A 23,724-nucleotide genomic window follows, 5' to 3' on the forward strand; every position below is an offset into this window, starting at 1 on the left:
TATTATTCCCCTTTACGAGACTCCGTCATTTGTTTCCATACAGAACCTTTTGCTTCTTCTCCGCCTTCAATACGCTCTAATGCTAGACGTGCTTGCATGGCTACTTCAAACTCTGGATCATCTTGCGCTGCTTTTAATGCTGGAATCGCACTTTCATCTCCAAGTTCAAATAAGAACATAGCTGCACGCCAGCGTACTAATTTACTTGGATCTTTCAGAGATTTAATCATAACGAACATCGCTGCCGGATCACCTACATCTGATAAACAATCTCCTGCAGTACGACGAACACTTACAGAGCGATCTAATAAAGCTTTATATAATAAAGGTAATACTTCATCACCTTTTACCATACCTAAATACGCTGTTGCTAAACGACGAATTGAAACTTTTTCATCATCTAACGCCATCTTCAACACTGGAATATCTTCTTCAGTAGGATCCATTTGTTCTAATGCTGCAAAACGGTTTTTCCAGTCAGAATCTTTCATCATCTCTTCTGTTACTTTATATGGCTCACGCTTTTGAATCGTTACTTCAACAGCACCTGCTTGATTTAATAATTCTTTAACCGTTTCATTTACACGTTCTTCTGAATAAGCAGCAACAATCTCTTCTACTACTTCTTTCCCGATTTCTTCAAAGTTACCGTAACGTGTACTTTGTTCTACCCATTTACGCTCTTTTACAACGTTTGGTGCAGACATTTGCACTTTCATAATTGATTCTTTAAAACGATCTGGTAAACCAACACGTTCTTCCGTCGTTCCATCTGTTAACTTTACTTGCATTGGAATTGTAAAGAACATTTGAACAAACACTTTCACTTCTCCAAAATGAGCAAGTTGTTGTTCTTCACTTTCTTCCAATACTTCTTCGCCGAAAACAGCACGAACTTGTTGTAATAAAACTTTCCAGTCATACTTCGCATTTCGCTCCACTGCTAAAAAGTCGGCTACATGATATACACCTTTAATGCCTTCAATTTTCAAAATTTCTTGCACTTGCATTGGTGCTTGTTCTTTATTTTCATTTGTATAATTATTACGCGCTCCTGATGGTAATACTTCATTCAAAATAACTTTCATTGTATTTGGACTTGGCGTCGGTTCAATTGCTTTAATCTTCACGTAAAAAACTCTCCTTTATTGCATGTTCTTAGCTGTATTGTAACATATTATCACTCTATACTCCTACTCGGATGCTTAATTTTACTACTTTCTTCCCGCTACCATACTATTTCATTCTTTTTACATTTTAAATTAGGAACGGGATTTTAAAAGCTTTCGTTTCCGATGATTTTTACTTTTTATCCATTTCTTGAGGCATCGCCATTATTTTTGAAAAAAACACGCTAAACAAAAAAAATATGTAAATAAGCTCTCCATATGGATAGCTTATTTACATATTTTTCGTTATTGGAAGTTATTTATTTGCTAATAAATCTTCTGCGTAACATTTAATCATCATGTAACCTGCGTAACCGAACTGATTATACGTATCTGCTTCTTCTTTGGTCGCCTGTCTAAGTACTGAATATCCTTTCATTAACATACAATTCTCATCATGAACCATTTGTGAAGTGAAATACTCTGTTTCAATTCCATCTAATTCTAATGAACGATAGCCACTTATAAAACCATCCAATGCTGTTTCATGAATGGTTTTAATATGAACATCTATTTGTATTAACGTTTTACAACCTTTTAAATTTTCAGCCATAGGTGGGCTATCTCCGATCCAGTCCATCAAACCTGCTAAAAATCCCCTTCTACTATTTGGATCTGTTTCAATTACTCTACCACATGCAAATTTACTGTTATCTAAAGGAATAGTCCAAAATTGTCCTGGTACTAAATAACGATTTGATTTTGGTTTAAATGGATAGTTTATACTCATTGTTCTCCCCATCTCTTTTTTATCTATTGTATAACATATTCATGTAAAGTTAACATAACGTCCTATTATCGGTAGCAACAAAAAGGAGGATTCCTTACGCTCAGAAGGAATCCCTTTTTTTATTTTCTATCACTCGATTCATCTTTTTATACATTCCTATCCTGTGATGGGTTTTACGATTCTCGTTTGTTACTGGATTAGCCAAAAAACGTTCTAAAATTTTATATACTCTTTACTTATTTTTTCAAAAAAGCTGGCGGTATCCCCTCTTTAAGTTTATTAAAATACTTTCCACAATTTTTTCCGAAGCTATTACTTAAAATCACCTTTTATTACGATGCCCCCTCCCGCCTTCTCTCCAAAAAGGTAATACTCTCAATCACAACTTCAGTTCTATATATTCTCTTGCCTTGTTCATCATCGTAATTACTAGTCTGAATACGCCCTGTAATCCCAACGAGCGACCCCTTCTTACAATATTCAGCTACATTCTCAGCCGATTTGCGCCAAACGACACAATTAATAAAATCGACTTGTTGTTCACCTAAACTATTTCGAAATCCTCTATTCACCGCAACACATATTCGTGCATAAGCGACGCCTTGTTTTGTGTAGTATAATTCTGGCTCCTTTGTCAATCTACCGATTAATACAACTCGATTCATCATAAGTTATACCACCTCACATGTTTTTCTTCATTGTAAGGAGAAATGTTTGAATGGTAAAAAGCACAAAATGATATATCCGTAAGTAAAAAGTATTATTTTAGACCTTACAAAACAAAAAAAGAAACCATACATAGTTCAAACATGTATGGTTTCAAAATTTATTACACTTCAGTACAAGATATGTAATATCCTCCGCGAGCCATCTTTATTTCAGCACGGTACATTGCATTTTCTAAGTAGAAAGTAATCGGTTTAACTTTACTCTCAAATTTTAGTCTTTCATTGCATTCAGCTGCATATCCTTCAATCGCTGAAGTAATAACTTTTGATGATGGATACGTTAAAGCTTCATCTAGTTCTATGAAAAAACTTTTAGAAAATAGTTTTTTCATAATCCCCTTCTTCTCTTTCATCATATTCCATCTCCTTCACTTCAAGTTGCTAACATCCATATTATACCATACATTCAATATATCTTTGAAAATAAAAAAATCCTGCATTTTTCATGCAGGATTTTTTTATTAGTCATTTTTCGTAAAGTAAGAAACAAAACGAAGAATTTCTAAGTATAACCATACTAATGTAAGCATTAGTCCCATCGCAGTATACCACTCCATATATTTCGGAGCTTGACTACGTACACCATTTTCGATTAAATCGAAATCTAGTAATAAGTTTAATGCAGCAACTACAATAACAACTGCACTAATAATAATACCGATTGTACCACCTTGGTGAATGTATGGAACAGTTACACCAAACATATTTAGTAGGAATACGACTAAATACATAACCATAATTCCAAGTGTTGCTGCCATAACGCCAGTACGGAATTTATCCGTTACTTTTACTACGCGTGTTGCATATAACACTAACATTGCAAATAGAATTGAGATTGTTAGTAATACAGCATTTAAAACGATAGAATCGCCAAATTTCATTGTATAAACTGCTGAAATACTTCCTAACACAACCCCTTCTACCGCTGCATAGATTGGTGCACCAAAAGGTGAAATACGCGGGAAGAACATAGACGCGAATGCGATGATTGCCGCAACGATTAAAGCACCAATTAATACTGGCATCTTCATCGTCCCCTGCATCATCTGTATGTATGAATAGACAGACGTTGCAAGTAGCAAGATAAGCATAATAAACGTTTTGCCTACTGTTCCGCCAATCGTCATCGCAGAAGCGCTTGCTCCCTCTTTACGGAATGCCTCTTTTTTCAACATTGGATTAGATGTTCTCATTTTTTCCCTCCTAAAATAGGTTCTACCAATAGTGTAAAGTTTTTCTCTTTACTTTTCAATATATGCAGCTTGTTTTTATTTTAATCCTTCAACGATGTCTGATAGTTCACTCCATCTTTCCATCTTTTTTTCTAGCTCTTCTTCTGTTTTCTGCTGTGCTTCAGATAATTCTTGTGCCTTTGTGAAGTCAGATCCAACTTTCGCAAGTTCTTCTCCAATTGACTCAATTTTCTCTTCAAGTTCGGCAATTGTATCTTCAATCGTTTCCCATTCACGCTGTTCATTGTATGAAAGTTTACGTTTACGTTGTTGTTTTGGAGCTTCTTCTACAACTTTTTTCTCTTTTTGAACTTCCGCTTTCTCCATAAGTTCTCTCGTTTTTTCCATTTCTAAATAATCTGTATAACTACCTAAAAACTCACGCACTTCGCCTCCACCAGTAAAGATGAACAGTTCATCTACTACTTTATCTAAGAAGTAACGGTCATGCGATACAGTTAAAACGACACCTGGGAAATCTTCTAAATAATCTTCTAGTACTGTTAATGTTTGTGTATCTAGATCGTTCGTAGGTTCATCAAGTAAAAGTACGTTTGGTTCTCCCATTAAAATACGTAATAAATATAAACGTCTTCTTTCACCACCAGATAGTTTACCAAGTGGTGTACCATGTGAATGCGTCGGGAATAAGAAACGTTCTAACATTTGAGATGCACCAATTACTTTTCCATCTGTCGTATGAATAACTTCTGCAATCTCTTTAATGTATTCAATCATACGCTGATTTAAATTCATCTCTTCATTTTCTTGCGTATAATAAGCAACTTTTACAGTTTGTCCTACTTCAACTTCACCACTATCAGGAGATAACTTACCTGCAAGCATATTTAATAGGGAAGATTTCCCGCTTCCATTCGCCCCAATAATTCCGATACGATCACCCGGTTTCACAATATGATTAAAATTATGTAATACCGTCTTATCGCCAAATTTTTTCGTTACATCTTTTAACTCAAGTACTTTCTTTCCTAGACGACTTCCGCTTAGTGCAATATCAACTGACTGTTTTGCAGCTGGTCCTTCTTGTGCCTTTAGCTCATCAAAACGCTGAATACGCGCCTTTTGTTTCGTAGAACGGGCTTTTGCACCACGACGAATCCAAGCAAGTTCACGACGATATAAATTTTGGCGTTTCGATTCTTGTGCCAATTCTTGCTCTTCACGAAGTGCTTTCGCTTCTAAAAATGTACTATAGTTTCCTTCGTAGCTATATAATTTACCATTATCTAATTCAAAAATACGATTCGTCACACGATCTAAGAAATAACGATCATGGGTTACAAGTAATACCGAACCTGTATATCTCGCTAAATATTCTTCTAACCATTCAACTGTTTCATGGTCAAGATGGTTCGTAGGCTCGTCTAAAATTAATAAATCAGGTGTTTCAATAAAACATTGTGCCATTGCGATACGTTTTTTCTGTCCACCAGATAAGTTCCCAACAATTGCAGTGAAGTCCGTAATTCCTAATTTCGTTAAAAGAGATTTCGCATTTGCATTTGCTTCCCATGCACTCATTGCATCCATACGTTGCTGCACTGCAAATAATTGTTCCTGTACTTTTTCATTACTTGGATCTTTTTCAATATTTAATAGTGCTTTTTCATAATCACGAAGAAGACGAATTAAAGGTGTATCACCATGGAACACTTGCTCTAATACTGTCAGTTTTTCATCAAACTCTGGTTGCTGTGATAAATAACTAATTGTATACCCACGTGAATGCGTCATATCACCTGTATCAGGAGTTTCTAATCCTGCAATAATTTTTAATAATGTCGATTTACCAGTTCCGTTTACACCAATAATTCCGACACGTTGTCCTTCTGTAATACTACATGATAATCCATCAAATAACGGCTTTTCCCCATATGATTTTGATAAGTTCTCCACAGTTAACATTTTCATATTTGTGCATTCCACTCTTTCATAAATTGTTCAATAAACTGTTCCATATAACGATGACGAATTTCAGCCTCTTGTTTTGCTGCATTCGTATTCATTAAATCTTTTAATTTCAAAAGTTTTTCATAAAAATGATTTAAAGATGGATCATTATTTTTTCTATATTCTTCTTTCGTCATTTCTTCACGCGGCGGAATAGTTGGGTCATACATTAATCTCCCTTTCGCCCCACCATATGCAAATGTACGAGCAATTCCTATTGCACCAAGAGCATCTAAACGATCCGCATCTTGAACAATTTTCCCTTCAAGTGACTCTAATGTGCCGCCATGGCCACCTTTATAAGACATATTGGCGATGATATGAAGAATATGTTTACTTTCCTCTTCTTCAACCCGCAGCTCTTCTAACCAATCAGAAACTTTTTTCATTCCTGCTTCTTCACTTTCATTTAGCTTTTCATCTGCCACATCGTGAAGTAATGCTGCCATTTCAATTATAAAACGATTTCCACCTTCTTGCTCAGATAAAGAAATCGCCATTTTATGTACACGTTCAATATGATACCAATCATGCCCACTCGCATCTTTTTCTAAAATATGTTTTACAAAAGTAATTGTTTTTTGAATTTTTTCTTGTTTTGTCATTTTATCTTCACCCAGTTACTTATTGTAACACGCCCGCATTTTTTCATCACATATTTTCTTGTCCGCCCATACACTAGGTGGTAGGCATCATCATGAAGGAGGAATAAACATGTTCTATAATAATCAACCGCCTTATCCAAGGCAACCATTGTATCCTCAACAACAAGAACAGAGATACACAGAACAATACGAAGAACAAGAGTTACAACAGCAAGAACCACAATATGATGAAAACCCATATGCAACAACGCAAAACCAAGAAACTGAATTTCAACAAAATCCATATGACGCACGTCCAAATTATGAATATCCTCAAAATCCATATGTAATACCACAAAACCAAGAACAACAATATCAACAAAATCCATATGCAGCACCACAAAACCAAGAACAACAATATCCTCAAAATCCATATGTAGCACCACAAAACCAAGAACAACAATATCCTCAAAATCCATATGCAGCACCACAAAACCCATACACAACTCAACCACAACAACCGCAATACCAACAACAAATGTATCAACCAAACTACGACGCACGTGTCTCACCACCTAAACCACCAACAATAGATCCAACTCAACCACAAATTTTACCGCCTGGACCAACACTAGACATTACACAACCACAAATATTGCCACCTGGACCAATTACTGAACCAACACAACAACAAATTCAACAAGTTGTCGGTACACAGTTTTTACCTTTCAAGAAACCCGTACTAGATTTCGTAAAACCATGGGTAGATTACGGTTTAAATGAAGCAAAACATACATCACATGAACACGCATTAACAGAAGTTGCTGCCATTATGTTTTTAGTTGGTAAAGGCTTCAATCCGACGATTGCACATTATATCGTTGAATCTTGGGAGAAGAATGAGCAGTTTTAGGGTTGTTTATTTGATAAAATATAAAAAACACAAAAGTGCCAAATCCCTTATACCACAAGGGTTTTGGCACTTTTTAATATCTAAAACAAATTTTATTGAAATAATTATTTTTATAGATTTTCATACTTTTTTATATAGTACGTAAACAAAATGTGAGCAAATATACGAATCGCATTTCGCTGTTGTTGCACCGGTTATTTAAACCAATTCTCAATTATGAGATTTATATGAGAAACTAACACTTGTTCCTGTTGACACTTGGACAGTTTCTTGATAGCAAGCCACACGCAGACATTATTATTGATGGAATTGATATACTAGAACATTATCCTTTATATTATTTCAAATATAATTCGGTCGTAATTAAAATAAAACAAAAAGAGGACGTATATATCACGTCCTCTTTTTGTTTTAGATATGCTCACCATGATCAATATAAGTATCGCCGTATTCGTATGCCGGCGCAGGTGGTCTACCGTGATCAAAATCGGCCACATTAGAAATATAATCTGGTCTTTGTGGTGCAGGTGGTCTACCATGATCAGCTTGTGATGTAAAAGATTCTGTAAAACTTCCAATAGTTAAAACAGCAGCAAAACTAAAAAATCCTATTAGTACTTTTTTCATTTTAACGCACTTCCCTTCTGAAGTAATTCTTTAGCATCATAAGATATATTAAAGTATTGGCTAGCCTTCTCATGATTACCTTCTTGATAAAGTTTTTTCGCTAAAATTCCAGAGTACTCTTCCATAAATCCATAAAGTTTTTGGGATTCAAAGTAATCTAGTCCATCTGCAATCGTTGTTTCTAGATTCTGCTTATAATTTTCATCGTATTGTGCTCGAAGTATTCGTAAATGATGTGTATATTCAACATCAGCTAATTCAAAGCCTTGAGTCAAAAATTCTTGTGCTTTTTCAATTTCATTTACTTTGAAATGTTCTCGAGCCAGTAAGAATACAGTTTTATGATATGGTTTTTCAGATTTATACACATCCATTAAATGTCGAATTGCAGTTGCGGATATACCTTGTTTTGCATAAAGAAAACCTAAGTTGTATTGAATTAAGGTGATTAGTCGAGTACAGTTATGTTTTTTAGCCATATCCAAGCACTTAACAAAAAGCTCTTCTCCTTGTTCAAACTGACTTAAAGTGACACTTGCCAATCCTAGGATTGTATCGCATTCAATTTGATTTATTACATAATCTTCATGTTTTTTGTATATGTCTTTTGCTTTCATAACATGCTTAATTGTTAAGGATAAGCAACAGCATTATTTCTTTCACAAATTTCTAGTACTTTCTTATGTGTTATTGATTCTGACCAATTCATAAGTTTCTTTAACATATCTAAATTACCTCCTAAATCTCCATAAATCACACAACATTCTCACGTATTTATTTCTACTAAGTGTCACTACTTCCTTTTAGATGATCTAACTAAAATTTTCATACTATATCGTTGAATCTTGGGAGAAGAATGAGCAGTTTTAGTGTTGTTGATTTTTAAGTATCTAGAACACTCGCTAAGTTTAAGGAGAACTTAACAGACATGCATCCGGTATAATGCCGTTTCCACACCCAAGGAGATCGGTTACATAAAATAACGTATCTAACATGGGAAGTCTATTGGCCTTTTCCCCTTATAGTAACACTCTCTTCTACTAAGACCTTTTCTTTCTAGGACCTACAATTAATTTAATCGCTGTTCTTTCTTCATTATTAATAGAAATCTCTTGAAATGCTGGAACAAAAGCTAAGTCAATACCACTTGGAGCGACGAACCCTCTTGCAATCGCAATTGCTTTAATCGCTTGATTTATAGCTCCAGCCCCAATCGCTTGAATTTCCACATTACCACTTGTTCTTAGTACTCCTGCTATTGCACCTGCGACTGAATTTGGGCTTGATTTTGAAGATACCTTTAATATATTTTCCATGTAAGTTGCTCCTTCTATTATTTAATCTCTCTTTCGTTACAATTTTAAATATTTTAGCGTATCTTTAATTACTATTCACACCAAAAACAAATGATGCTTCATATGTACATTATTCTATATTTTCTGACTTCTTCCTGCTCAACTACGCAAATAAAAAATAAACTAAATAATCTAATATACATACGATTAAATATCATAACTTCACCAAATGATAACATCCATACAGCTAAAGGTAATATTGCTATTTTGTCAGACGAAATTAATATAGTAAAGTGAAATTTTAATGAGTGGGGGTTTAGTTCATCCCCCATCTAACTTCTTTGCTTTCGCTGAATTTTGAGGTGGGAGTCTTACTGCTCGGAAAATAGCGTGATAAACGTTTCCTTGTTACTTCAATCCATTTAGAAATTCCATTGATTTTTCTATCAAATTTTGAAGCTTATCATCTTCAAAAGGTGTTACAGGTAATACCCAAATACTACATTTCATTATTTGACCGCTTTATATTCCAAATCTATTTCCTTTTATAGTACAAGCATACATGCCAATTGCAATTAATTTCCACATACTACTATATGGTTTTAATTTATTAAGAATCGGAGGTAATATTATTTCTTCACATTCAGATACTATTTCAGCATCTTTTTTTATTGAATAACAGTTTTCTTCAACTTTTATTATCTCACCCCACATAAAAAAGTGCAGAATTCTTTCTAACACAAGATTTCTGCACTTTTTTATTATGCTTATTTATTCTTCCTTATTTCTCTACATAAACCGACTTAACAATCGTACGATTATATGGTTTTCCTTCTTTATTCATCCCTTTTATATCCATCGTAACGTTATATACTCCCGGTTGTTTTATATCTTTCAAAGCACCTGAAAATGTATTCGTATGAACATTTTGTAATTCATTAAATTCAGAGACTAACTTACCTTCTTTATTAACGACTCTTACTGTTATGGAAAGATCCCCTTTCATTTCAGGTGCTACAGGTGATTTTTTGAGTTTATACTCAAGTTTATTTACTTTAACTTTTGTAGGCATTCGAAGAACAAATGGTGCGTCATCCTTGTAATCGCTTACAACTAAATATGCATCTTTCGACTGCTTCGCCATCATTTTGATTTTCCATTCGCCTACTTCCAATTTATCAAACTTAAATGTTCTAATTGTCGCCCCATTAAAGAAAGATTCGCCTTCACCAGTAGTTATAGCGCTATCTTTATTTGCATAGATTTTTCCTTTTGGAGATACCATTTGTACTTCTACATCAGAAGAAGCAGTTAGTACAGAAACTATTCCTTCAGCCTTTTTATCAACAGAAATACTTTGCTCTATCCACTGATTTTGTGGTAATTCGCCTCCTAAAATATTTTGATTTGAAGTTGTATTTAATTGTTCTAGATTTTCATTTGAACTATTGCTGGGTGCTACTAAAGCTGGTAATCCCACATTTGTCGTACGTAAATATGGTTCAATTCGTGCAAAAACAGCTGATCCTTTTCTTATATTGTCATGATCAAATCTGGAATCTGTAAATAAATGTGTACCGTACGATAGCTTCGCACTCCATTCATTTACTAGTCCGTCATTTGAACCGTACGATGATAAATATAACCCGCCCATAGATAATGCAGAAAATGTTGGTCCCCAGCTAGTTCCAGTAGCCGTATAGTAACGGTTTAATTTAGCTGCTGGGTTGTTATCTATTATTGAACGAAACTTTGCCATTTCACCTATTTGTAACGAATACGTACCATCATCTTTTTGACCTAATATAGAAGCAAGCCACCCTGCCCACCAACTATATGACAAATCTGCTAAATTTGAGCCGTGATGCGGTGTAGCAAGTGTAATAACATTTCCAACAAATCGATTCGCATCATATTCAACTAATGCGGCTTGTGTATCAATACCACCTTTACTATGCGCTACAATATTAACTTTTTTACCGAAATGATTATATATCTCTTCAAGTTTTTGTGCTAACAATTTTCCATTATCCCACTGACTAGCCGAACCTTTCCCCGCTGCATCATACAATTGTATAAACACTGTTTGATAGCCTGCTTTTAAAGCATAATCATACATATCATTTATATCATGATATACTGTCTTTCCATACCAACTATCAGCATTACCATTTCTTCCTTGTACAAAGAGAATTGGCGGTTTATTCTCATCATAATTAGCTGGTTTTTGGCCTAAAAACCATTCTCCAGGTGTGAATACTTCTGTATCAGGAAACCCCTTTCCAAGCTCTTTTACAACTTCTGCCTGTACATTTGTGCTAATCGTTGGAGTCATGATAAAAAATACAATTAGTAAGGCCACACATCTTCTCATCAGTCGCATATTACTCCCCCTATTTTTTTGAAAGAAGGTGTTCTTTATAATATTTTATATTTTCCCTTCCTTAATAATAGCTAATCTTTTATTTTAAAAAGATGTTAGCCCTATTTTTAGAAGGTTACTAGTTGTATACCCTCTTCCTTAACTCTCGTTATTCTCTTTGTTTCTACCTCTTCCTTTTGATAGAATACGACAAAAAAGTTTCTCAATAATTGTTAACTTCGCTACACCCAGATATTTTTTAAATCATTATTGTTTATATAAAGCATACAAATCTTGAAAAAATTTTAGTAAAAAAATATTTTATTACTAGTTAATTATTGAAAAATATAATAAAGATATGTACTTTCTTTTCATTAAATACAAACTAATTTTAAAGGAGCTTATATTATATGACTTTCCTACGATTAAAAATTAAACTGAAATTTCCGAATAGAAAATCATATTTCCAGAAACATATATTATGATAATTTCCGCGCACTTGAATTAACTTTTTAGAAGTACTAACCTATCGGTGAGCAGAAGAAAATTCTGTAAAAAGAAAGGAGAATACTTTATGATGACCAATTTACAAAAGGAGTTTTTTAAACGCTTAAAAATTCCTGCAAAAGAAATAACATTTGATGATTTAGATGAAATTCTGTTAAAAATGGGAATGATTCTCCCCTATGAAAATCTTGATATTATGGCTGGTACTATTAAAAATATCTCAAAAGATAACTTAATAGAAAAGTTACTTATTCAAAAACGAGGTGGACTGTGTTATGAATTAAACTCCTTATTGTATTATTTTTTAATTGATTGTGGGTTTCAAGTATACAAAGTAGCCGGTACTGTTTATGATCTGTACGATAATAAATGGAAACCCGATGATGGTCATGTCATTATCATATTAAGTCATGAGGATAAAGATTATGTTGTGGATGCAGGTTTTGCATCTCATCTCCCTTTACATCCAGTCCCTTTTAACGGAGAAGTCATCTCCTCTCAAACAGGAGAATATCGAATTCGTAAGCAAAATACTCGAAAAGGTACGCATATTTTAGAAATGAGAAAAGGAGCTAACGGGGAATCTACAAGTTTCTTACAATCTGAACCTTCAAACGAATGGAAAATAGGCTATGCTTTCACTGTAGATCCAATAGATGAGAAAAAAGTGAATAACATTCAAAAAGTGATTGTAGAGCATAAAGAATCTCCTTTTAATAAAGGAGCTATCACTTGTAAATTAACTACTTATGGTCACATATCATTAACAAATAAAAATTATACAGAAACCTTTAAAGGCACCAAAAATAAACGACCAATAGGCTCTAAAGATTATGCTCGCATTCTTCGTGACTCTTTTGGAATAACGCAAGAGAAATATGTAGGAAAAACACTAGAAAGAGGCTAGTTGACTACAAGTATTTCATAATAAAGCAGATTCTATATTTAGAATCTGCTTTATTTTATATTTTGTTATAAATTAATTTAATTTTGTTGTTACCCTTTAATTTTCAATTATATACTCATCATCATATTTATCGTATTGTAGCCCTTCCCCTATCTTTGACTCCGTAACTTGATCTCTTAAAAACGGTGCAGCATCCATTTTGCTAGTTGCAATTTCAATTCCATATTTTTTCGTTAAATGAGCTAACTCTATTAAAAACCACTCTCTTCGCAATGTAACTGGAATATCCAATGTTTTTCTTTTCATATATAATAGCACCTCTTTTATTTTCATAGCTTAAAAACATCACTGGATGCACTTATTAAAACTACCTTTCACCGCTAACATCCAATGAAACATTATAGTATATGCATGTCCATTTCAAACGTGCTATCACAAATATGATATTTAAGTTTACATAATTATATTATGTAATAGTAGAAAAGGAAGGCATGTCCCTTCCCCTTCTACTATAGAGATTTAAATTAAGAACATCTTGGTACACCTACAGCTAAGAATAAACCTGCTACTCCCGCAGTAATCGGTACTTTTAACGTAATAACATCGTCTACCTTCGTTACTAAAAAGTAAGCATTACCTTCTTGTAATATACAAGTTACCAACAATTGAAATTCCATTCAAATCTCCTCCTTTCAATCGATATACTATAATTTATGAAATCTCTTTCAAAAAGTAATAGGAAATATATCTATTTTTCCTTATATACAAAATAAATGTTTATAAGTTTAGGAAAAATATTAATTTTCTAAATTTATATAAAACGTGTAATATCCAATAAGTTCCTATATAATCAATAAGAAAAATCTTACAAATGGAGGTATGAAAATGGCGATTTTGAGTAATATTGGTGCTGCTTTATTTTTTATTGCTTTTATTCTTTTAATTTTATGTATCATTTCATTCTTTAAGAAAAATGGAAAAGCAAAACAATATGGTCGTCCTGCCGTTATTCTTTTTATGATTTCGATTGTATCAATAATAACTAGTGCTGAAACTTCTAATAACCCAATTGTTGAATTCTTTTCTATTTTAAGTTTTGTTTTATTTATTTTCTTCCTTGTGCTAGCAATCTTATCTGTTATTAAGAAAACAGGTGTAGCGAAAAAACAATTTATTATTACAGCCGTATTATTTGTCATTTTTGTTGCGTTATTAGGTATTTCAGCTCCTTCTTCTGAAAAAACGACAGCAACTAGTACAAAAGTTGCCTCTAACAATGAAGAGCAAAAAGATAGCGAACAGAAAAAAGAGCTAGAAAAGAAAGAGGCGGACGAAAAAACTCAAAAGCAAGAAGATGAGAAGCGTCTAGCCGAAGAACGAGCTCGTAAGCAAGAGGATGAAAAACGTCAGGCTGATGAACAAGCTCGTAAGCAAGAGGATGAAAAACGTCAGGCTGATGAACAAGCTCGTAAACAACAAGAAGAGCAAAAACGTCTAGCTGATGAACAGGCTCGTAAACAACAAGAAGAACAAAAACGTCAGGCTGATGAACAAGCTCGTAAGCAACAAGAAGAACAAAAACGTCAGGCTGATGAACAAGCTCGTAAACAACAAGAAGAACAAAAACGCCTAGCTGACGAACAAAATCGGAAGCAACAAGAAGAGCAAAAAGCACAGCAAGCTCACACACAACCAGCTAATGGTAATACTGATAGTGCATACTACAAAAATTGTGCTGCAGTTAGAGCAGCTGGGAAAGCTCCTTTACATAAAGGGCAACCAGGTTATAGCTCTCATCTTGATCGTGATGGCGATGGAATTGCATGTGAAAAATAATAATGAAAAAGAAGCTTTTACTAAGCTTCTTTTTTATTAACGTAAAATATTACCACTTATTACTTTCCCCCCTTATTTTAATAACATTCTTATTATTATTCTCAAAAATGACACAGAATAAGTGATTTCAATCACTACATAGATTTTAATTTATCGCTATTCTTAATTCAGATATTACATTTAAACTTTATGGAGGCATTCATATGGAACATACATTTACTGAAACTTCTATTGTCGGTGAGATTGTTACACAATTCCCGAAAGCTAGTGATCTTTTTAAATCATATAGAATAGATTTTTGTTGTGGTGGCAATAAACCGCTTATTGATGCAATTCATGAAAGAAATTTATCAGCTACTGAAGTGCTTACAGAGTTAAATACGCTTTATAATAATATGAAACGATTAAATGAATCTGAAATTGATTGGAAAAATGCTTCTTATCGCGAATTGATTGATTATGTTATAAATAAGCATCATCGCTATTTAAATGAAGAGTTGCCACAATTAAGTCCGTATGTGACAAAAGTAGTACGTGTTCATGGGGCAAGTCAGCCTCATTTAGCTCAAATTCATAAGCTATTTCACGAATTAAAGATGGAATTAGAACAACATTTAATTAAAGAAGAAACAGAAGATTTTCCATTAATTTTAGAATTTGAACAAAATCCAATTGAAGAAAACTATGTGAATTTACGTAAAGTAGTAGATAAGTTGGAAAATGAACATAACCACGCAGGCAACATTATTAAAGAGCTTCGTAAAGTTACAAATGACTTTACTCCTCCAGAAGGAGCTTGCGGCACTTATCGACTTGTTTACCAACGCCTTGAAGCACTAGAGTCTGATTTATTTGAGCATATTCATTTAGAAAATAACATTTTATTTCCACGTGCAATTACGAGAGTATAAATCAAGTGCAGGACATGAGTATACATACTTATGTCCTGTTTTTTCATTTGGTAAAGAATATACACATCCCTCTCGAATAAATCCGAATTTTAACAATTTGTGAATCATTATAAAAATGTGATAAATATCACATCTCCCCTTTTTTGGATTTTCTATAATAGAAATATAATCCTTTGTTCAACATTTCACAGAAAAAGGGGAAACGAAAATGAAAAAACGTTTAGTTATGATCGGAAATGGTATGGCTGGAATACGCTGTATGGAAGAAATATTAAAACATAATAGTGATTCATATGAGATTACTATTTTGGGAGATGAATCACATCCAAACTACAATCGCATTATGCTCTCTCACGTTTTACAAGGCAAAACAAATATGCAAGATATCATTATGAATGAATACAGTTGGTATGAAGAAAACGAAATAACTTTATATACAAACGAAAGAGTTCAAATTATTAACCGGGAAGCAAAAATCATTATCACCGAAAAAAATCGTACTCTTACATATGACAAACTCATTATCGCAACAGGTTCTAGTGCTTTTATTTTACCTGTTGAAGGTTCTACTCTTCCTGGTGTAACAGGATTTCGAACAATTGAAGATACAAAATTTATGATAGACACCGCTAAAGAAAAGAAAAAGGCCGTTGTTATTGGTGGTGGGTTACTTGGTTTAGAAGCCGCAAGAGGTCTTATTGACTTAGGGATGGACGTACATGTTGTTCATTTAATGCCAAACTTAATGGAGCAGCAACTAGATACGAAAGCAGCTTCTCTATTACGCGAAGATTTGGAAGCGCAAGGCATGAAATTTCTAATGGAAAAGAAAACTGTAAAAATTCTTGGTACAGACCATGTTGAGGGCATTCAATTTGAAGATGGTGAAGTTGTAGATTGTGATTTAGTCGTAATGGCTGTCGGAATACGCCCAAATACGCAAATAGCAAAAGATGCTGGTTTAATTGTAAATCGCGGTATTGTAGTCAATGACTATATGCTAACAAATGATGAGTCCATTTATGCAGTTGGAGAATGTGCAGAGCATGACGGTATCGCATATGGACTTGTTGCTCCTCTTTATGAACAAGGTGCGATATTAGCAAAACATATAACAAATTTACAAACTGATGGATATTCGGGCAGTATTGTCGGTACGCAATTAAAAGTTGCAGGTTGTGATTTATTCTCTGCTGGTCAAATTTATGAAGATGCTCAAACGAAAGCAATATCAATCTTTGATGAATGTAAACGTTCCTATAAAAAAGTATTAATTCGTGACAATAAAGTCATCGGTATCGTTTTATATGGTGACACAGCTGACGGAACACGCCTCTTTAGCATGTTAAAGAAAGAAGAAGATATACAAGAATATACAGCCGCTTCCATTCTTCACAAAGCTGGTGAAGAAAGTGAACTTAACGTTGCTACTATGAGTGCTGATGACACGATTTGCGGATGTAATGGTGTTACGAAAGGCACAATCGTTCACGCCATTTTAGAACAAGAGTTAAAGACTTTTGAAGAAGTTAAAGGCTGTACGAAAGCCGCAGGGTCTTGTGGTAAATGTCGTCCGCTTGTAGAACAAGTTTTATCTCATACACTTGGAGATGCTTTTGATGCTTCTGTGCAGTCTACCGGTATGTGCGGATGTACACCTTTATCACGTGATAAAGTCGTAGCGGCCATTCATGAGAAAGGTTTAAAATCTCCAAAAGAAGTACGAAACGTTCTTGGTTTTGTACTTGAAGAAGGCTGTTCAAAATGTCGTCCTGCTTTAAACTACTATTTACGTATGGCGATTCCAGAAGAATATGAAGATGATAAATCATCCCGTTTCGTGAATGAAAGAATGAATGGTAACATCCAGCACGATGGTACATTCTCTGTTATTCCACGCATGTACGGAGGTGTTACAACAGCTGATGATTTAATGAAAATTGCTGAAGTTGCGAAAAAGTACGATGTTCCACTTGTGAAAATTACAGGTGCGAGCCGAATTGGCTTATACGGTATTAAGAAACAAGATTTACCTAACGTATGGGCTGAATTAAATATGACTTCTGGATATGCGTATTCAAAATCTCTTCGTAATGTAAAATCATGTGTTGGCTCTCGTTTCTGCCGTTTCGGTACGAAAGATTCATTAGGACTTGGTATGTTGCTTGAACAATCATTAGAAATGGTAGATACACCTCATAAAATGAAGATGGGTGTAACGGGCTGTCCGCGTAACTGTGCGGAAGTACTGACGAAAGATTTTGGCGTTGTTTGTGTCGAAAATGGATACCAACTTTATATTGGCGGAAATGGTGGTACGGAAGTACGCGAAGCTGATTTTGTAATGATTGTCCCTACTGAAGATGATGTCCTTCGCATCGCTACAGCTTACATGCAATATTATCGTGAAACTGGTATTTACGGAGAGCGTACTGCCTACTGGACAGAGCGTTTAGGCTTCGATCACATAAAAGAAATACTGCAAGATGCAAATATGGTCACTACACTAAATGAACGCTTCCAAACAGCTCGTGGCACATATAAAGAAGCTTGGGGACAAGCAATAGAAACGAAGTCGTTAAAAGCGATGTATGAAGTAGAAACTGTGAAATAAGGAGCTGTGATTTATATGATACAAACGAAAGATAAAATAAAAATTATGCGTGCAGAAGACCTTCCTATTCAAATCGGTAAAGAGGTGCAAATGAAAGGTATATCTATCGCCCTATTCCGCCTTTCAAATGGCGATGTTCGAGCTGTAGAAAATCGTTGTCCTCATAAAAACGGACCGTTAGCAGAAGGAATTGTGTCTGGCGAATTCGTCTTTTGTCCACTACATGATTGGAAAATTTCATTACTAACAGGTGAAGTTCAAAAACCTGATGACGGTTGTATTCAAACGTATGAAGTAGAAGTTATTGACGGGGATATTTATATATACATGTAATTTACGAAAGGAAGCCTCCCCCTGGCTTCCTTTTACATAAAAATAGATGAGGTGCGATTATGAACGGATATGTATATTTAGTTGGTGCAGGACCAGGTGATGAAGGGCTTATTACAAAGAAAGCGATAGATTGTTTAAATCGTGCAGATATCGTTTTATATGACCGTTTATTAAACCCTTTCTTTCTTAGTTATACAAAAGAAACATGCGAACTTATTTATTGCGGAAAAATGCCAAAGAATCATACTATGCGACAAGAAATGATTAACGCCCACCTCCTTCAATTTGCGAAAGAAGGAAAAATCGTAGTCCGCTTAAAGGGCGGAGATCCATCTATTTTTGGCCGTGTTGGTGAAGAAGCAGAAACTTTAGCATCTGCGAACATTCCATATGAAATTGTACCAGGCATTACATCTAGCATCGCCGCTAGTAGCTATGCTGGCATCCCCCTCACCCACCGCAACTATAGTAATAGCGTCACTTTATTAACTGGGCATGCGAAAGGTCCTTTAACCGATCATGGAAAATATAATTCATCCCACAATAGCGACACAATCGCCTACTACATGGGTATAAAAAACTTACCTACAATTTGCGAAAATTTACTACAAGCAGGCAAAAAGGAAGATACACCAATAGCAGTCATCGAATGGGGTACGACAGGGAAACAGCGCGTTGTCACAGGAACACTTTCAACTATTGTTCCTATCGTCAAAAACGAGAATATTTCTAATCCTTCTATGACAATTGTTGGTGATGTCGTTTCCTTACGGGATCAGATCGCTTGGAAAGAACGTAAACCATTACACGAGAAAAAAGTTTTATTTGCATCTGCAACAAATAAAAAAAGCGCAATAAAGCAAATGTTACAAGAGTCCGGTGCAGAAATATATCAAATTCCAACTTTCAAAAAGAAAGAATACACATTAACCTCTGAACAAATCAATAAGATTTTTAACGTTGATCGTCTTGTATTTTGTTCCGCTGACAGTGTAGACATCTTAATGCAATCATGCAGTAAATATTATAAAGATATTCGTTCCTTACAGGCAGAACTTCAGTATATGAACCTTTCTATTCAAGAAAAGCTCATGCAATATGGATTGTTCAGTAAACCTGCGCAATTTTCTTCGAATTCAACGATTTATTTAGGACGAAACATTAACCGAATTGCTGTTATTCAAGAAAAAATTGGTGCTGGTTCCTATATGATGACTCATGAGTACACAATTGATCATCGCTTCGATGAAATTCATTCACGTATTCTTTCTGAATTCTCATGGGATAGCATTGTATTTGAAGGTCGTGCTTCTATTGATACGTTTCTAGCAGAAATAAAACGCCTTGGCTTTATCAATATTCTTACTCTCCCATTCTCGTATACCGACGTTCCAACTTTACACTATGCAAATAAAGTTGGGTTTCATAACGTAGATCATCAATTACAAGAAACTCTTATGAAGAAAGACATGGTGAGACAATGAAAGGAATTGTATATGTTGGACATGGGAGCCGGCTACAAGAAGGTAATGAACAATTCATTCAATTTATTCAATCTGTTATGAAAGAGCGAAACGAAAGAATTCAAAAAATAGCTTTTCTAGAACTAACGACACCTACTATTTCGGATGCAGTTACAGAAACGATAATAGAGGGAGTAACTGAAATAATGATTGTACCTGTTTTATTATTTGCAGCAGCTCACTATAAACGTGATATTCCTTTTGAAATAGAGCAACTACAAAAGAAATATCCACAAATAACATTTTCAGTTGTACCTCCTTTTAGTACACATCCACATATGGTGGAACTTGTAGTGAAAAGAATACGTGAAGCTATGCCAATGCAAAATAGTAGTATTTTACTCGTAGGACGAGGCAGTAGTGATACACAACCGATACATGAGTTACAACTAATCGGAGCAGCTGTCGAACGAAAACTTGGTATGCCAGTATCCTGTTCCTTTTTAACGAAAGGAACTCCCTCTTTTGCTGTTGAGCTCAAGGATATAACATCGACTGCGTCCCATGTATATGTCATGCCGTACCTTCTCTTTACCGGATTATTACTTCAAAAAATTGAATTGCATACAAAAAAATATGATCACGTTACGACTTGTAACTGTCTTCAGTTTGATACATATATGAAACTAACATTGTTAGAACGAATGGAGGAATGCATATATGTATAACATGTACCCTCTTATGTTTAATCTACAAAATAAAGTGGTCATTATCATTGGTGGAGGTAAAATTGCATATCGAAAAGCGTCTGGATTAAAAGATACAGGCGCTTTCGTCACTGTTGTCAGCCCAGAAATTTGCGAGGAAATGAAGGAACTTTCTTATATTACTTGGAAGCAAAAAGCTTTTAGTAATGATGATATTAAAGATGCTCACCTTATTTATGCAGCTACAAATCAACACGCTGTAAATATGATGGTCAAACAGGCCGCTCATGATTTCCAGTGGGTTAACGTTGTAAGTGATGGTACAGAATCATCTTTTCACACACCTGGCGTTATAAGAAATAATCAATATGTTGTCACTATTTCAACTTCAGGTAAGGACCCATCGTTTACGAAGCGTATGAAACAGGAATTAACTTCTGTCCTTGCTAAACTTATAAAAAGACTTTCTCGTACTCATAAAATGTAATCTATCACTTAGCTAAAATAGTAATTAGCTTTGAACAAACGTTTTTTAGGATCAGACAAACAATTGGACAAGAATCTGTGAAGAAAAATAACGGCAACAATTACGGACAAAAAAAGCAGTTGCTTGAGGGCAACTGCTTCAATACAGGTTTTATATTGGATATTCATTCAACCAAATTAGCGCTTGTTCATAATCATCAAAAAATCTCACAGATTCTTTCGTATTAGATTGTTGTAAATAATCCATTATCTCCCCCTCTTCAAGGAGAAATGCAATTGCCGTACTGTTATTCAAAATGATTTCATTGAAGAACTTCTCTTTCCATACTTTTTGAACAGAAAAATGATTTGGCGTGTATCCTTTTCTATCCACCAACAATTTGTATTTCCGCCCTTCAGAAATGAATTGCTGACAAACCTGCTCAAAACCATTAAACCATTCATACACATCATCTGTTTTTATATTTCCAACTAGATGGGTAACAATTATATCTCCTGAAACTGTTGTGCTGATATTCTGTTTACTCAACTTGGAATCCCCCCTTAGTTACAATTTTGCGAAAAAACCGCATAAAATCAATAAAGAAAAAATTCTTACTTGACACTCCCACCCCATCGCTATCAAACTAAGCTCACGTAACGTCAATTATAAGCGAAATTATGTCTTTTTTCGCAAGTCTATATGCAGATGCTTTAAAGATTTTCATACGAAATAACCCGTAACGAGTTTCCTTTTTTTGAATTAAGCCACTTGATTATCAGACACGGTACAATTGTAAACGCCCCCCAATATATCATAGACTGTTTTCCTCTCATATCAATGGGATTTCCATCCATCATTTACCGCCTCAAATCCATTCGGTTTTAAACGTATATTCAAAACAAAATATATGACAAATAAATAACGACAGTTACTGTAATAATGCTGAAAAGTGTTGAAAATAAAACGATTTGTGCATGTAGTTCAGGCTCTATTTGATACTCCATAGCAATAGTTGATGTATTTCTTGAAGTAGGAAAAGAACTTGCAATAAATAATGATTGTGCAACAATTCCATCAATGTTTAAGAGGTAGATCATGGAAAGTGCTAATAATGGCCCCATCAGTAACCTTCCAATTAAAGACCATGTTATGACTCTATGGAAAAAATTAAGCTTAATGTTGGCTAATTGTGCTCCTAGCAATATGAGTGCTATGGCAACAAAACTATTCGCAAGCTGATTAAGAGGTAGAAAGATAGAATTAGGTATTTGAATTGTAAACGATTGAAAGAGAATCCCTAGTACGAGCGCATGAAATACAGGCAGTCTTATAAATGATTGAATAATACCTCCGATTGTTTTTGTTGCTGATAGTAAGTTATAAATCCCATATGAATAAGTTAAAAGGTTTTGGAAAATCACAATGAAAATCTGAATGGAAACCCCCACTGGATTGTGACTGAAAATCAATTGACTTACTGGTAATCCATAATTACCGGAATTCATTAACGAAATGCTATTTTTTAGAGCTGCACTTTCTCCTTTTTCTAACTTTAATGTTTTTGAAATAAAATGACTTACTAGCATTAGACTCAGACTATAAAACATTAAATAGTACATGATCTGGAGCAACAAACCTGTTTCTATACTAATATCATATATATTCACAAATACAGCCGCTGGCATCAAGCAATAATTAATAAGTGTAGATAGCTGCTTTAAGTTAAATTGGAACTTCCTTTGTAAGATTGCACCAATTAGCATCAATATTAATATTGGCACTATTACGTCTAATATAATGAAAATAAACATTTAAAACCTCATTCTACATATATTTTAGTTGGATTAAACGCTCTCTTTTCTTTAACATATCAAATATGAATCACAAAGAAAATTATGAATTATTTATACAAATTCATAATTTTATCTTATCAACCTAAACTGTATTCTTTATTTTAAGTGTACTTTTTCACAATCTCCATTAGCCTTACCCAAAAATCTGGTCCTAAAAAATATGCAGTTTTTTCTTGTTATAGATACCTTTATATGTTTTTTGAATTTCGGAACATTTCAAGCTATTGATATATTTTTATACATATTAATAGATAGCTTTTAGAAAGGAGCGACTATTTATCGATTCGTTAGCGATCAATAGTCATCGTTTAATTCAAAAGTTATTATTTTCATTCTCGATATATTTGCTTTCTAAAAATTAGTTTAATCTTTGTGCTTGAGCTAACCTGCCCTTTAATTGAATAACATCTGATATCTATTTTTTAACATAAAATTCCATTACCCTTCTGTTTTTTATTTAAAAACCACAATATTTTAGAAAACAAACATTTGTTAAGATATCAATAAAAAACA

The 23,724-nt window shown here is 34.2% G+C and carries 24 protein-coding genes and 1 pseudogene; 9 read left to right on the forward strand and 16 right to left on the reverse strand.

Going from position 1 to position 23,724, the window contains the following annotated elements; translation table 11 throughout:
* Positions 1 to 2: 2 nt before the first annotated feature.
* From F3I02_RS26585 to F3I02_RS26615, 7 genes are all read right to left on the reverse strand, one after another.
* Positions 3 to 1,130 (reverse strand): conserved virulence factor C family protein, encoded by a 1,128-nt coding sequence (locus F3I02_RS26585; RefSeq protein WP_000692564.1) that lies wholly within the window; start codon positions 1,128 to 1,130, stop codon positions 3 to 5.
* Positions 1,131 to 1,425: 295 nt separating this feature from the next.
* Positions 1,426 to 1,899: an Imm26 family immunity protein gene (locus F3I02_RS26590; RefSeq protein WP_230876893.1), complete on the reverse strand. Its 474-nt coding sequence runs from the start codon at positions 1,897 to 1,899 to the stop codon at positions 1,426 to 1,428.
* Between the two features lie 332 nt (positions 1,900 to 2,231).
* Positions 2,232 to 2,567 carry a single-stranded DNA-binding protein gene (locus tag F3I02_RS26595; RefSeq protein ID WP_000982014.1) on the reverse strand — a complete coding sequence of 112 codons (336 nt, stop codon included), beginning with the start codon at positions 2,565 to 2,567 and terminating at the stop codon, positions 2,232 to 2,234.
* A gap of 161 nt (positions 2,568 to 2,728) precedes the next feature.
* Positions 2,729 to 2,983, reverse strand: coding sequence for a DUF4318 domain-containing protein (locus F3I02_RS26600; RefSeq protein ID WP_000975137.1), 255 nt, complete (start codon positions 2,981 to 2,983; stop codon positions 2,729 to 2,731).
* Between the two features lie 105 nt (positions 2,984 to 3,088).
* Positions 3,089 to 3,820 (reverse strand): Bax inhibitor-1/YccA family protein, encoded by a 732-nt coding sequence (locus F3I02_RS26605; RefSeq protein WP_001260655.1) that lies wholly within the window; start codon positions 3,818 to 3,820, stop codon positions 3,089 to 3,091.
* Positions 3,821 to 3,895: 75 nt separating this feature from the next.
* Positions 3,896 to 5,791, reverse strand: a complete 1,896-nt coding sequence (locus tag F3I02_RS26610; RefSeq protein WP_000783169.1) for an ABC-F family ATP-binding cassette domain-containing protein — start codon at positions 5,789 to 5,791, stop codon at positions 3,896 to 3,898.
* Positions 5,788 to 6,435 carry an HD domain-containing protein gene (locus F3I02_RS26615; RefSeq protein ID WP_000165964.1) on the reverse strand — a complete coding sequence of 216 codons (648 nt, stop codon included), beginning with the start codon at positions 6,433 to 6,435 and terminating at the stop codon, positions 5,788 to 5,790. Before F3I02_RS26615 ends, F3I02_RS26610 begins: the two co-directional genes overlap by 4 nt.
* A 109-nt stretch (positions 6,436 to 6,544) precedes the next feature.
* On the opposite strand from F3I02_RS26615, the gene F3I02_RS26620 reads away from it, so the two are divergent.
* Positions 6,545 to 7,327, forward strand: a complete 783-nt coding sequence (locus tag F3I02_RS26620) for a hypothetical protein (protein WP_046946361.1) — start codon at positions 6,545 to 6,547, stop codon at positions 7,325 to 7,327.
* Between the two features lie 411 nt (positions 7,328 to 7,738).
* On the opposite strand, the gene F3I02_RS26625 is transcribed toward F3I02_RS26620, so the two are convergent.
* The 5 genes and pseudogenes from F3I02_RS26625 to F3I02_RS26645 all read right to left on the reverse strand — a co-directional run bounded on the left by F3I02_RS26625 (position 7,739) and on the right by F3I02_RS26645 (position 11,632).
* Positions 7,739 to 7,954: a hypothetical protein gene (locus F3I02_RS26625; protein WP_000756629.1), complete on the reverse strand. Its 216-nt coding sequence runs from the start codon at positions 7,952 to 7,954 to the stop codon at positions 7,739 to 7,741.
* Positions 7,951 to 8,589: pseudogene (locus tag F3I02_RS26630) on the reverse strand (aspartate phosphatase); the annotation flags it as partial. The pseudogene F3I02_RS26630 and the gene F3I02_RS26625, both read right to left, overlap by 4 nt.
* A 405-nt stretch (positions 8,590 to 8,994) precedes the next feature.
* The gene (locus tag F3I02_RS26635) at positions 8,995 to 9,270 is read right to left on the reverse strand and encodes a stage V sporulation protein S (RefSeq protein WP_000427801.1); all 276 of its coding nucleotides are present in this window, start codon (positions 9,268 to 9,270) and stop codon (positions 8,995 to 8,997) included.
* A 501-nt stretch (positions 9,271 to 9,771) separates the two neighbouring features.
* Positions 9,772 to 9,990 (reverse strand): hypothetical protein, encoded by a 219-nt coding sequence (locus F3I02_RS26640; protein WP_000893486.1) that lies wholly within the window; start codon positions 9,988 to 9,990, stop codon positions 9,772 to 9,774.
* A gap of 40 nt (positions 9,991 to 10,030) precedes the next feature.
* The gene (locus tag F3I02_RS26645; RefSeq protein ID WP_001238712.1) at positions 10,031 to 11,632 is read right to left on the reverse strand and encodes an esterase/lipase family protein; all 1,602 of its coding nucleotides are present in this window, start codon (positions 11,630 to 11,632) and stop codon (positions 10,031 to 10,033) included.
* A 553-nt stretch (positions 11,633 to 12,185) separates the two neighbouring features.
* Between F3I02_RS26645 and F3I02_RS26650 the strand changes: the two genes are divergently transcribed.
* Complete coding sequence (locus F3I02_RS26650) at positions 12,186 to 13,025, forward strand: arylamine N-acetyltransferase family protein (protein WP_000988899.1); 840 nt, start codon at positions 12,186 to 12,188, stop codon at positions 13,023 to 13,025.
* 96 nt (positions 13,026 to 13,121) lie between these two features.
* Here the strand turns inward: F3I02_RS26650 and F3I02_RS26655 are convergent, their stop codons facing one another.
* Positions 13,122 to 13,331: a hypothetical protein gene (locus F3I02_RS26655; protein ID WP_000824206.1), complete on the reverse strand. Its 210-nt coding sequence runs from the start codon at positions 13,329 to 13,331 to the stop codon at positions 13,122 to 13,124.
* Positions 13,332 to 13,549: 218 nt separating this feature from the next.
* The gene (gene exsG, locus F3I02_RS26660) at positions 13,550 to 13,702 is read right to left on the reverse strand and encodes an exosporium protein ExsG (RefSeq protein ID WP_163051537.1); all 153 of its coding nucleotides are present in this window, start codon (positions 13,700 to 13,702) and stop codon (positions 13,550 to 13,552) included.
* A gap of 208 nt (positions 13,703 to 13,910) precedes the next feature.
* Between exsG and F3I02_RS26665 the strand changes: the two genes are divergently transcribed.
* The 7 genes from F3I02_RS26665 (at position 13,911) to F3I02_RS26695 (ending at position 21,376) form a co-directional block, all read left to right on the forward strand.
* Complete coding sequence (locus tag F3I02_RS26665; RefSeq protein ID WP_196478584.1) at positions 13,911 to 14,861, forward strand: excalibur calcium-binding domain-containing protein; 951 nt, start codon at positions 13,911 to 13,913, stop codon at positions 14,859 to 14,861.
* A 203-nt stretch (positions 14,862 to 15,064) separates the two neighbouring features.
* Positions 15,065 to 15,772, forward strand: coding sequence for an iron-sulfur cluster repair di-iron protein (gene ric, locus F3I02_RS26670; protein WP_000401365.1), 708 nt, complete (start codon positions 15,065 to 15,067; stop codon positions 15,770 to 15,772).
* 208 nt (positions 15,773 to 15,980) lie between these two features.
* Positions 15,981 to 18,386 (forward strand): NADPH-nitrite reductase large subunit, encoded by a 2,406-nt coding sequence (gene nirB, locus F3I02_RS26675; RefSeq protein ID WP_196478585.1) that lies wholly within the window; start codon positions 15,981 to 15,983, stop codon positions 18,384 to 18,386.
* A gap of 15 nt (positions 18,387 to 18,401) precedes the next feature.
* Positions 18,402 to 18,719, forward strand: coding sequence for a nitrite reductase small subunit NirD (gene nirD, locus F3I02_RS26680; RefSeq protein ID WP_000616667.1), 318 nt, complete (start codon positions 18,402 to 18,404; stop codon positions 18,717 to 18,719).
* A 59-nt stretch (positions 18,720 to 18,778) separates the two neighbouring features.
* Positions 18,779 to 20,203: a uroporphyrin-III C-methyltransferase gene (locus F3I02_RS26685; protein WP_046946368.1), complete on the forward strand. Its 1,425-nt coding sequence runs from the start codon at positions 18,779 to 18,781 to the stop codon at positions 20,201 to 20,203.
* Positions 20,200 to 20,910 carry a sirohydrochlorin chelatase gene (locus F3I02_RS26690; protein ID WP_163051533.1) on the forward strand — a complete coding sequence of 237 codons (711 nt, stop codon included), beginning with the start codon at positions 20,200 to 20,202 and terminating at the stop codon, positions 20,908 to 20,910. Before F3I02_RS26685 ends, F3I02_RS26690 begins: the two co-directional genes overlap by 4 nt.
* Positions 20,903 to 21,376, forward strand: a complete 474-nt coding sequence (locus tag F3I02_RS26695; protein ID WP_163051531.1) for a precorrin-2 dehydrogenase — start codon at positions 20,903 to 20,905, stop codon at positions 21,374 to 21,376. The genes F3I02_RS26690 and F3I02_RS26695 overlap by 8 nt, the downstream gene beginning before the upstream one ends.
* A gap of 150 nt (positions 21,377 to 21,526) precedes the next feature.
* Here F3I02_RS26695 and F3I02_RS26700 read toward each other — a convergent pair whose 3' ends face one another.
* Both F3I02_RS26700 and F3I02_RS26705 read right to left on the reverse strand, forming a co-directional pair.
* Positions 21,527 to 21,904, reverse strand: coding sequence for a hypothetical protein (locus F3I02_RS26700; RefSeq protein ID WP_002181618.1), 378 nt, complete (start codon positions 21,902 to 21,904; stop codon positions 21,527 to 21,529).
* A gap of 347 nt (positions 21,905 to 22,251) precedes the next feature.
* Positions 22,252 to 23,169 (reverse strand): AEC family transporter, encoded by a 918-nt coding sequence (locus tag F3I02_RS26705; RefSeq protein WP_000469521.1) that lies wholly within the window; start codon positions 23,167 to 23,169, stop codon positions 22,252 to 22,254.
* Positions 23,170 to 23,724: the final 555 nt, after the last annotated feature.

This window comes from Bacillus sp. SRB3LM, assembly GCF_015712745.1.
In the GTDB taxonomy this organism is placed as follows: Bacteria; Bacillota; Bacilli; order Bacillales; family Bacillaceae_G; genus Bacillus_A; species Bacillus_A thuringiensis_K.

What these genes read in the sequence shown, in the direction of transcription:
- nirD (WP_000616667.1), top strand. Translation starts at nt 18,402, where the DNA reads ATGATACAAACGAAAGATAAAATAAAAATTATGCGTGCAGAAGACCTT.
- ric (WP_000401365.1), top strand. Translation starts at nt 15,065, where the DNA reads ATGGAACATACATTTACTGAAACTTCTATTGTCGGTGAGATTGTTACA.
- F3I02_RS26595 (WP_000982014.1), bottom strand. Translation starts at nt 2,567, where the DNA reads ATGATGAATCGAGTTGTATTAATCGGTAGATTGACAAAGGAGCCAGAA.
- F3I02_RS26705 (WP_000469521.1), bottom strand. Translation starts at nt 23,169, where the DNA reads ATGTTTATTTTCATTATATTAGACGTAATAGTGCCAATATTAATATTG.
- F3I02_RS26635 (WP_000427801.1), bottom strand. Translation starts at nt 9,270, where the DNA reads ATGGAAAATATATTAAAGGTATCTTCAAAATCAAGCCCAAATTCAGTC.
- F3I02_RS26590 (WP_230876893.1), bottom strand. Translation starts at nt 1,899, where the DNA reads ATGAGTATAAACTATCCATTTAAACCAAAATCAAATCGTTATTTAGTA.
- F3I02_RS26600 (WP_000975137.1), bottom strand. Translation starts at nt 2,983, where the DNA reads ATGATGAAAGAGAAGAAGGGGATTATGAAAAAACTATTTTCTAAAAGT.
- F3I02_RS26625 (WP_000756629.1), bottom strand. Translation starts at nt 7,954, where the DNA reads ATGAAAAAAGTACTAATAGGATTTTTTAGTTTTGCTGCTGTTTTAACT.
- nirB (WP_196478585.1), top strand. Translation starts at nt 15,981, where the DNA reads ATGAAAAAACGTTTAGTTATGATCGGAAATGGTATGGCTGGAATACGC.
- exsG (WP_163051537.1), bottom strand. Translation starts at nt 13,702, where the DNA reads ATGGAATTTCAATTGTTGGTAACTTGTATATTACAAGAAGGTAATGCT.
- F3I02_RS26695 (WP_163051531.1), top strand. Translation starts at nt 20,903, where the DNA reads ATGTATAACATGTACCCTCTTATGTTTAATCTACAAAATAAAGTGGTC.
- F3I02_RS26620 (WP_046946361.1), top strand. Translation starts at nt 6,545, where the DNA reads ATGTTCTATAATAATCAACCGCCTTATCCAAGGCAACCATTGTATCCT.
- F3I02_RS26650 (WP_000988899.1), top strand. Translation starts at nt 12,186, where the DNA reads ATGATGACCAATTTACAAAAGGAGTTTTTTAAACGCTTAAAAATTCCT.
- F3I02_RS26690 (WP_163051533.1), top strand. Translation starts at nt 20,200, where the DNA reads ATGAAAGGAATTGTATATGTTGGACATGGGAGCCGGCTACAAGAAGGT.
- F3I02_RS26645 (WP_001238712.1), bottom strand. Translation starts at nt 11,632, where the DNA reads ATGCGACTGATGAGAAGATGTGTGGCCTTACTAATTGTATTTTTTATC.
- F3I02_RS26655 (WP_000824206.1), bottom strand. Translation starts at nt 13,331, where the DNA reads ATGAAAAGAAAAACATTGGATATTCCAGTTACATTGCGAAGAGAGTGG.
- F3I02_RS26665 (WP_196478584.1), top strand. Translation starts at nt 13,911, where the DNA reads ATGGCGATTTTGAGTAATATTGGTGCTGCTTTATTTTTTATTGCTTTT.
- F3I02_RS26610 (WP_000783169.1), bottom strand. Translation starts at nt 5,791, where the DNA reads ATGAAAATGTTAACTGTGGAGAACTTATCAAAATCATATGGGGAAAAG.
- F3I02_RS26605 (WP_001260655.1), bottom strand. Translation starts at nt 3,820, where the DNA reads ATGAGAACATCTAATCCAATGTTGAAAAAAGAGGCATTCCGTAAAGAG.
- F3I02_RS26685 (WP_046946368.1), top strand. Translation starts at nt 18,779, where the DNA reads ATGAACGGATATGTATATTTAGTTGGTGCAGGACCAGGTGATGAAGGG.
- F3I02_RS26615 (WP_000165964.1), bottom strand. Translation starts at nt 6,435, where the DNA reads ATGACAAAACAAGAAAAAATTCAAAAAACAATTACTTTTGTAAAACAT.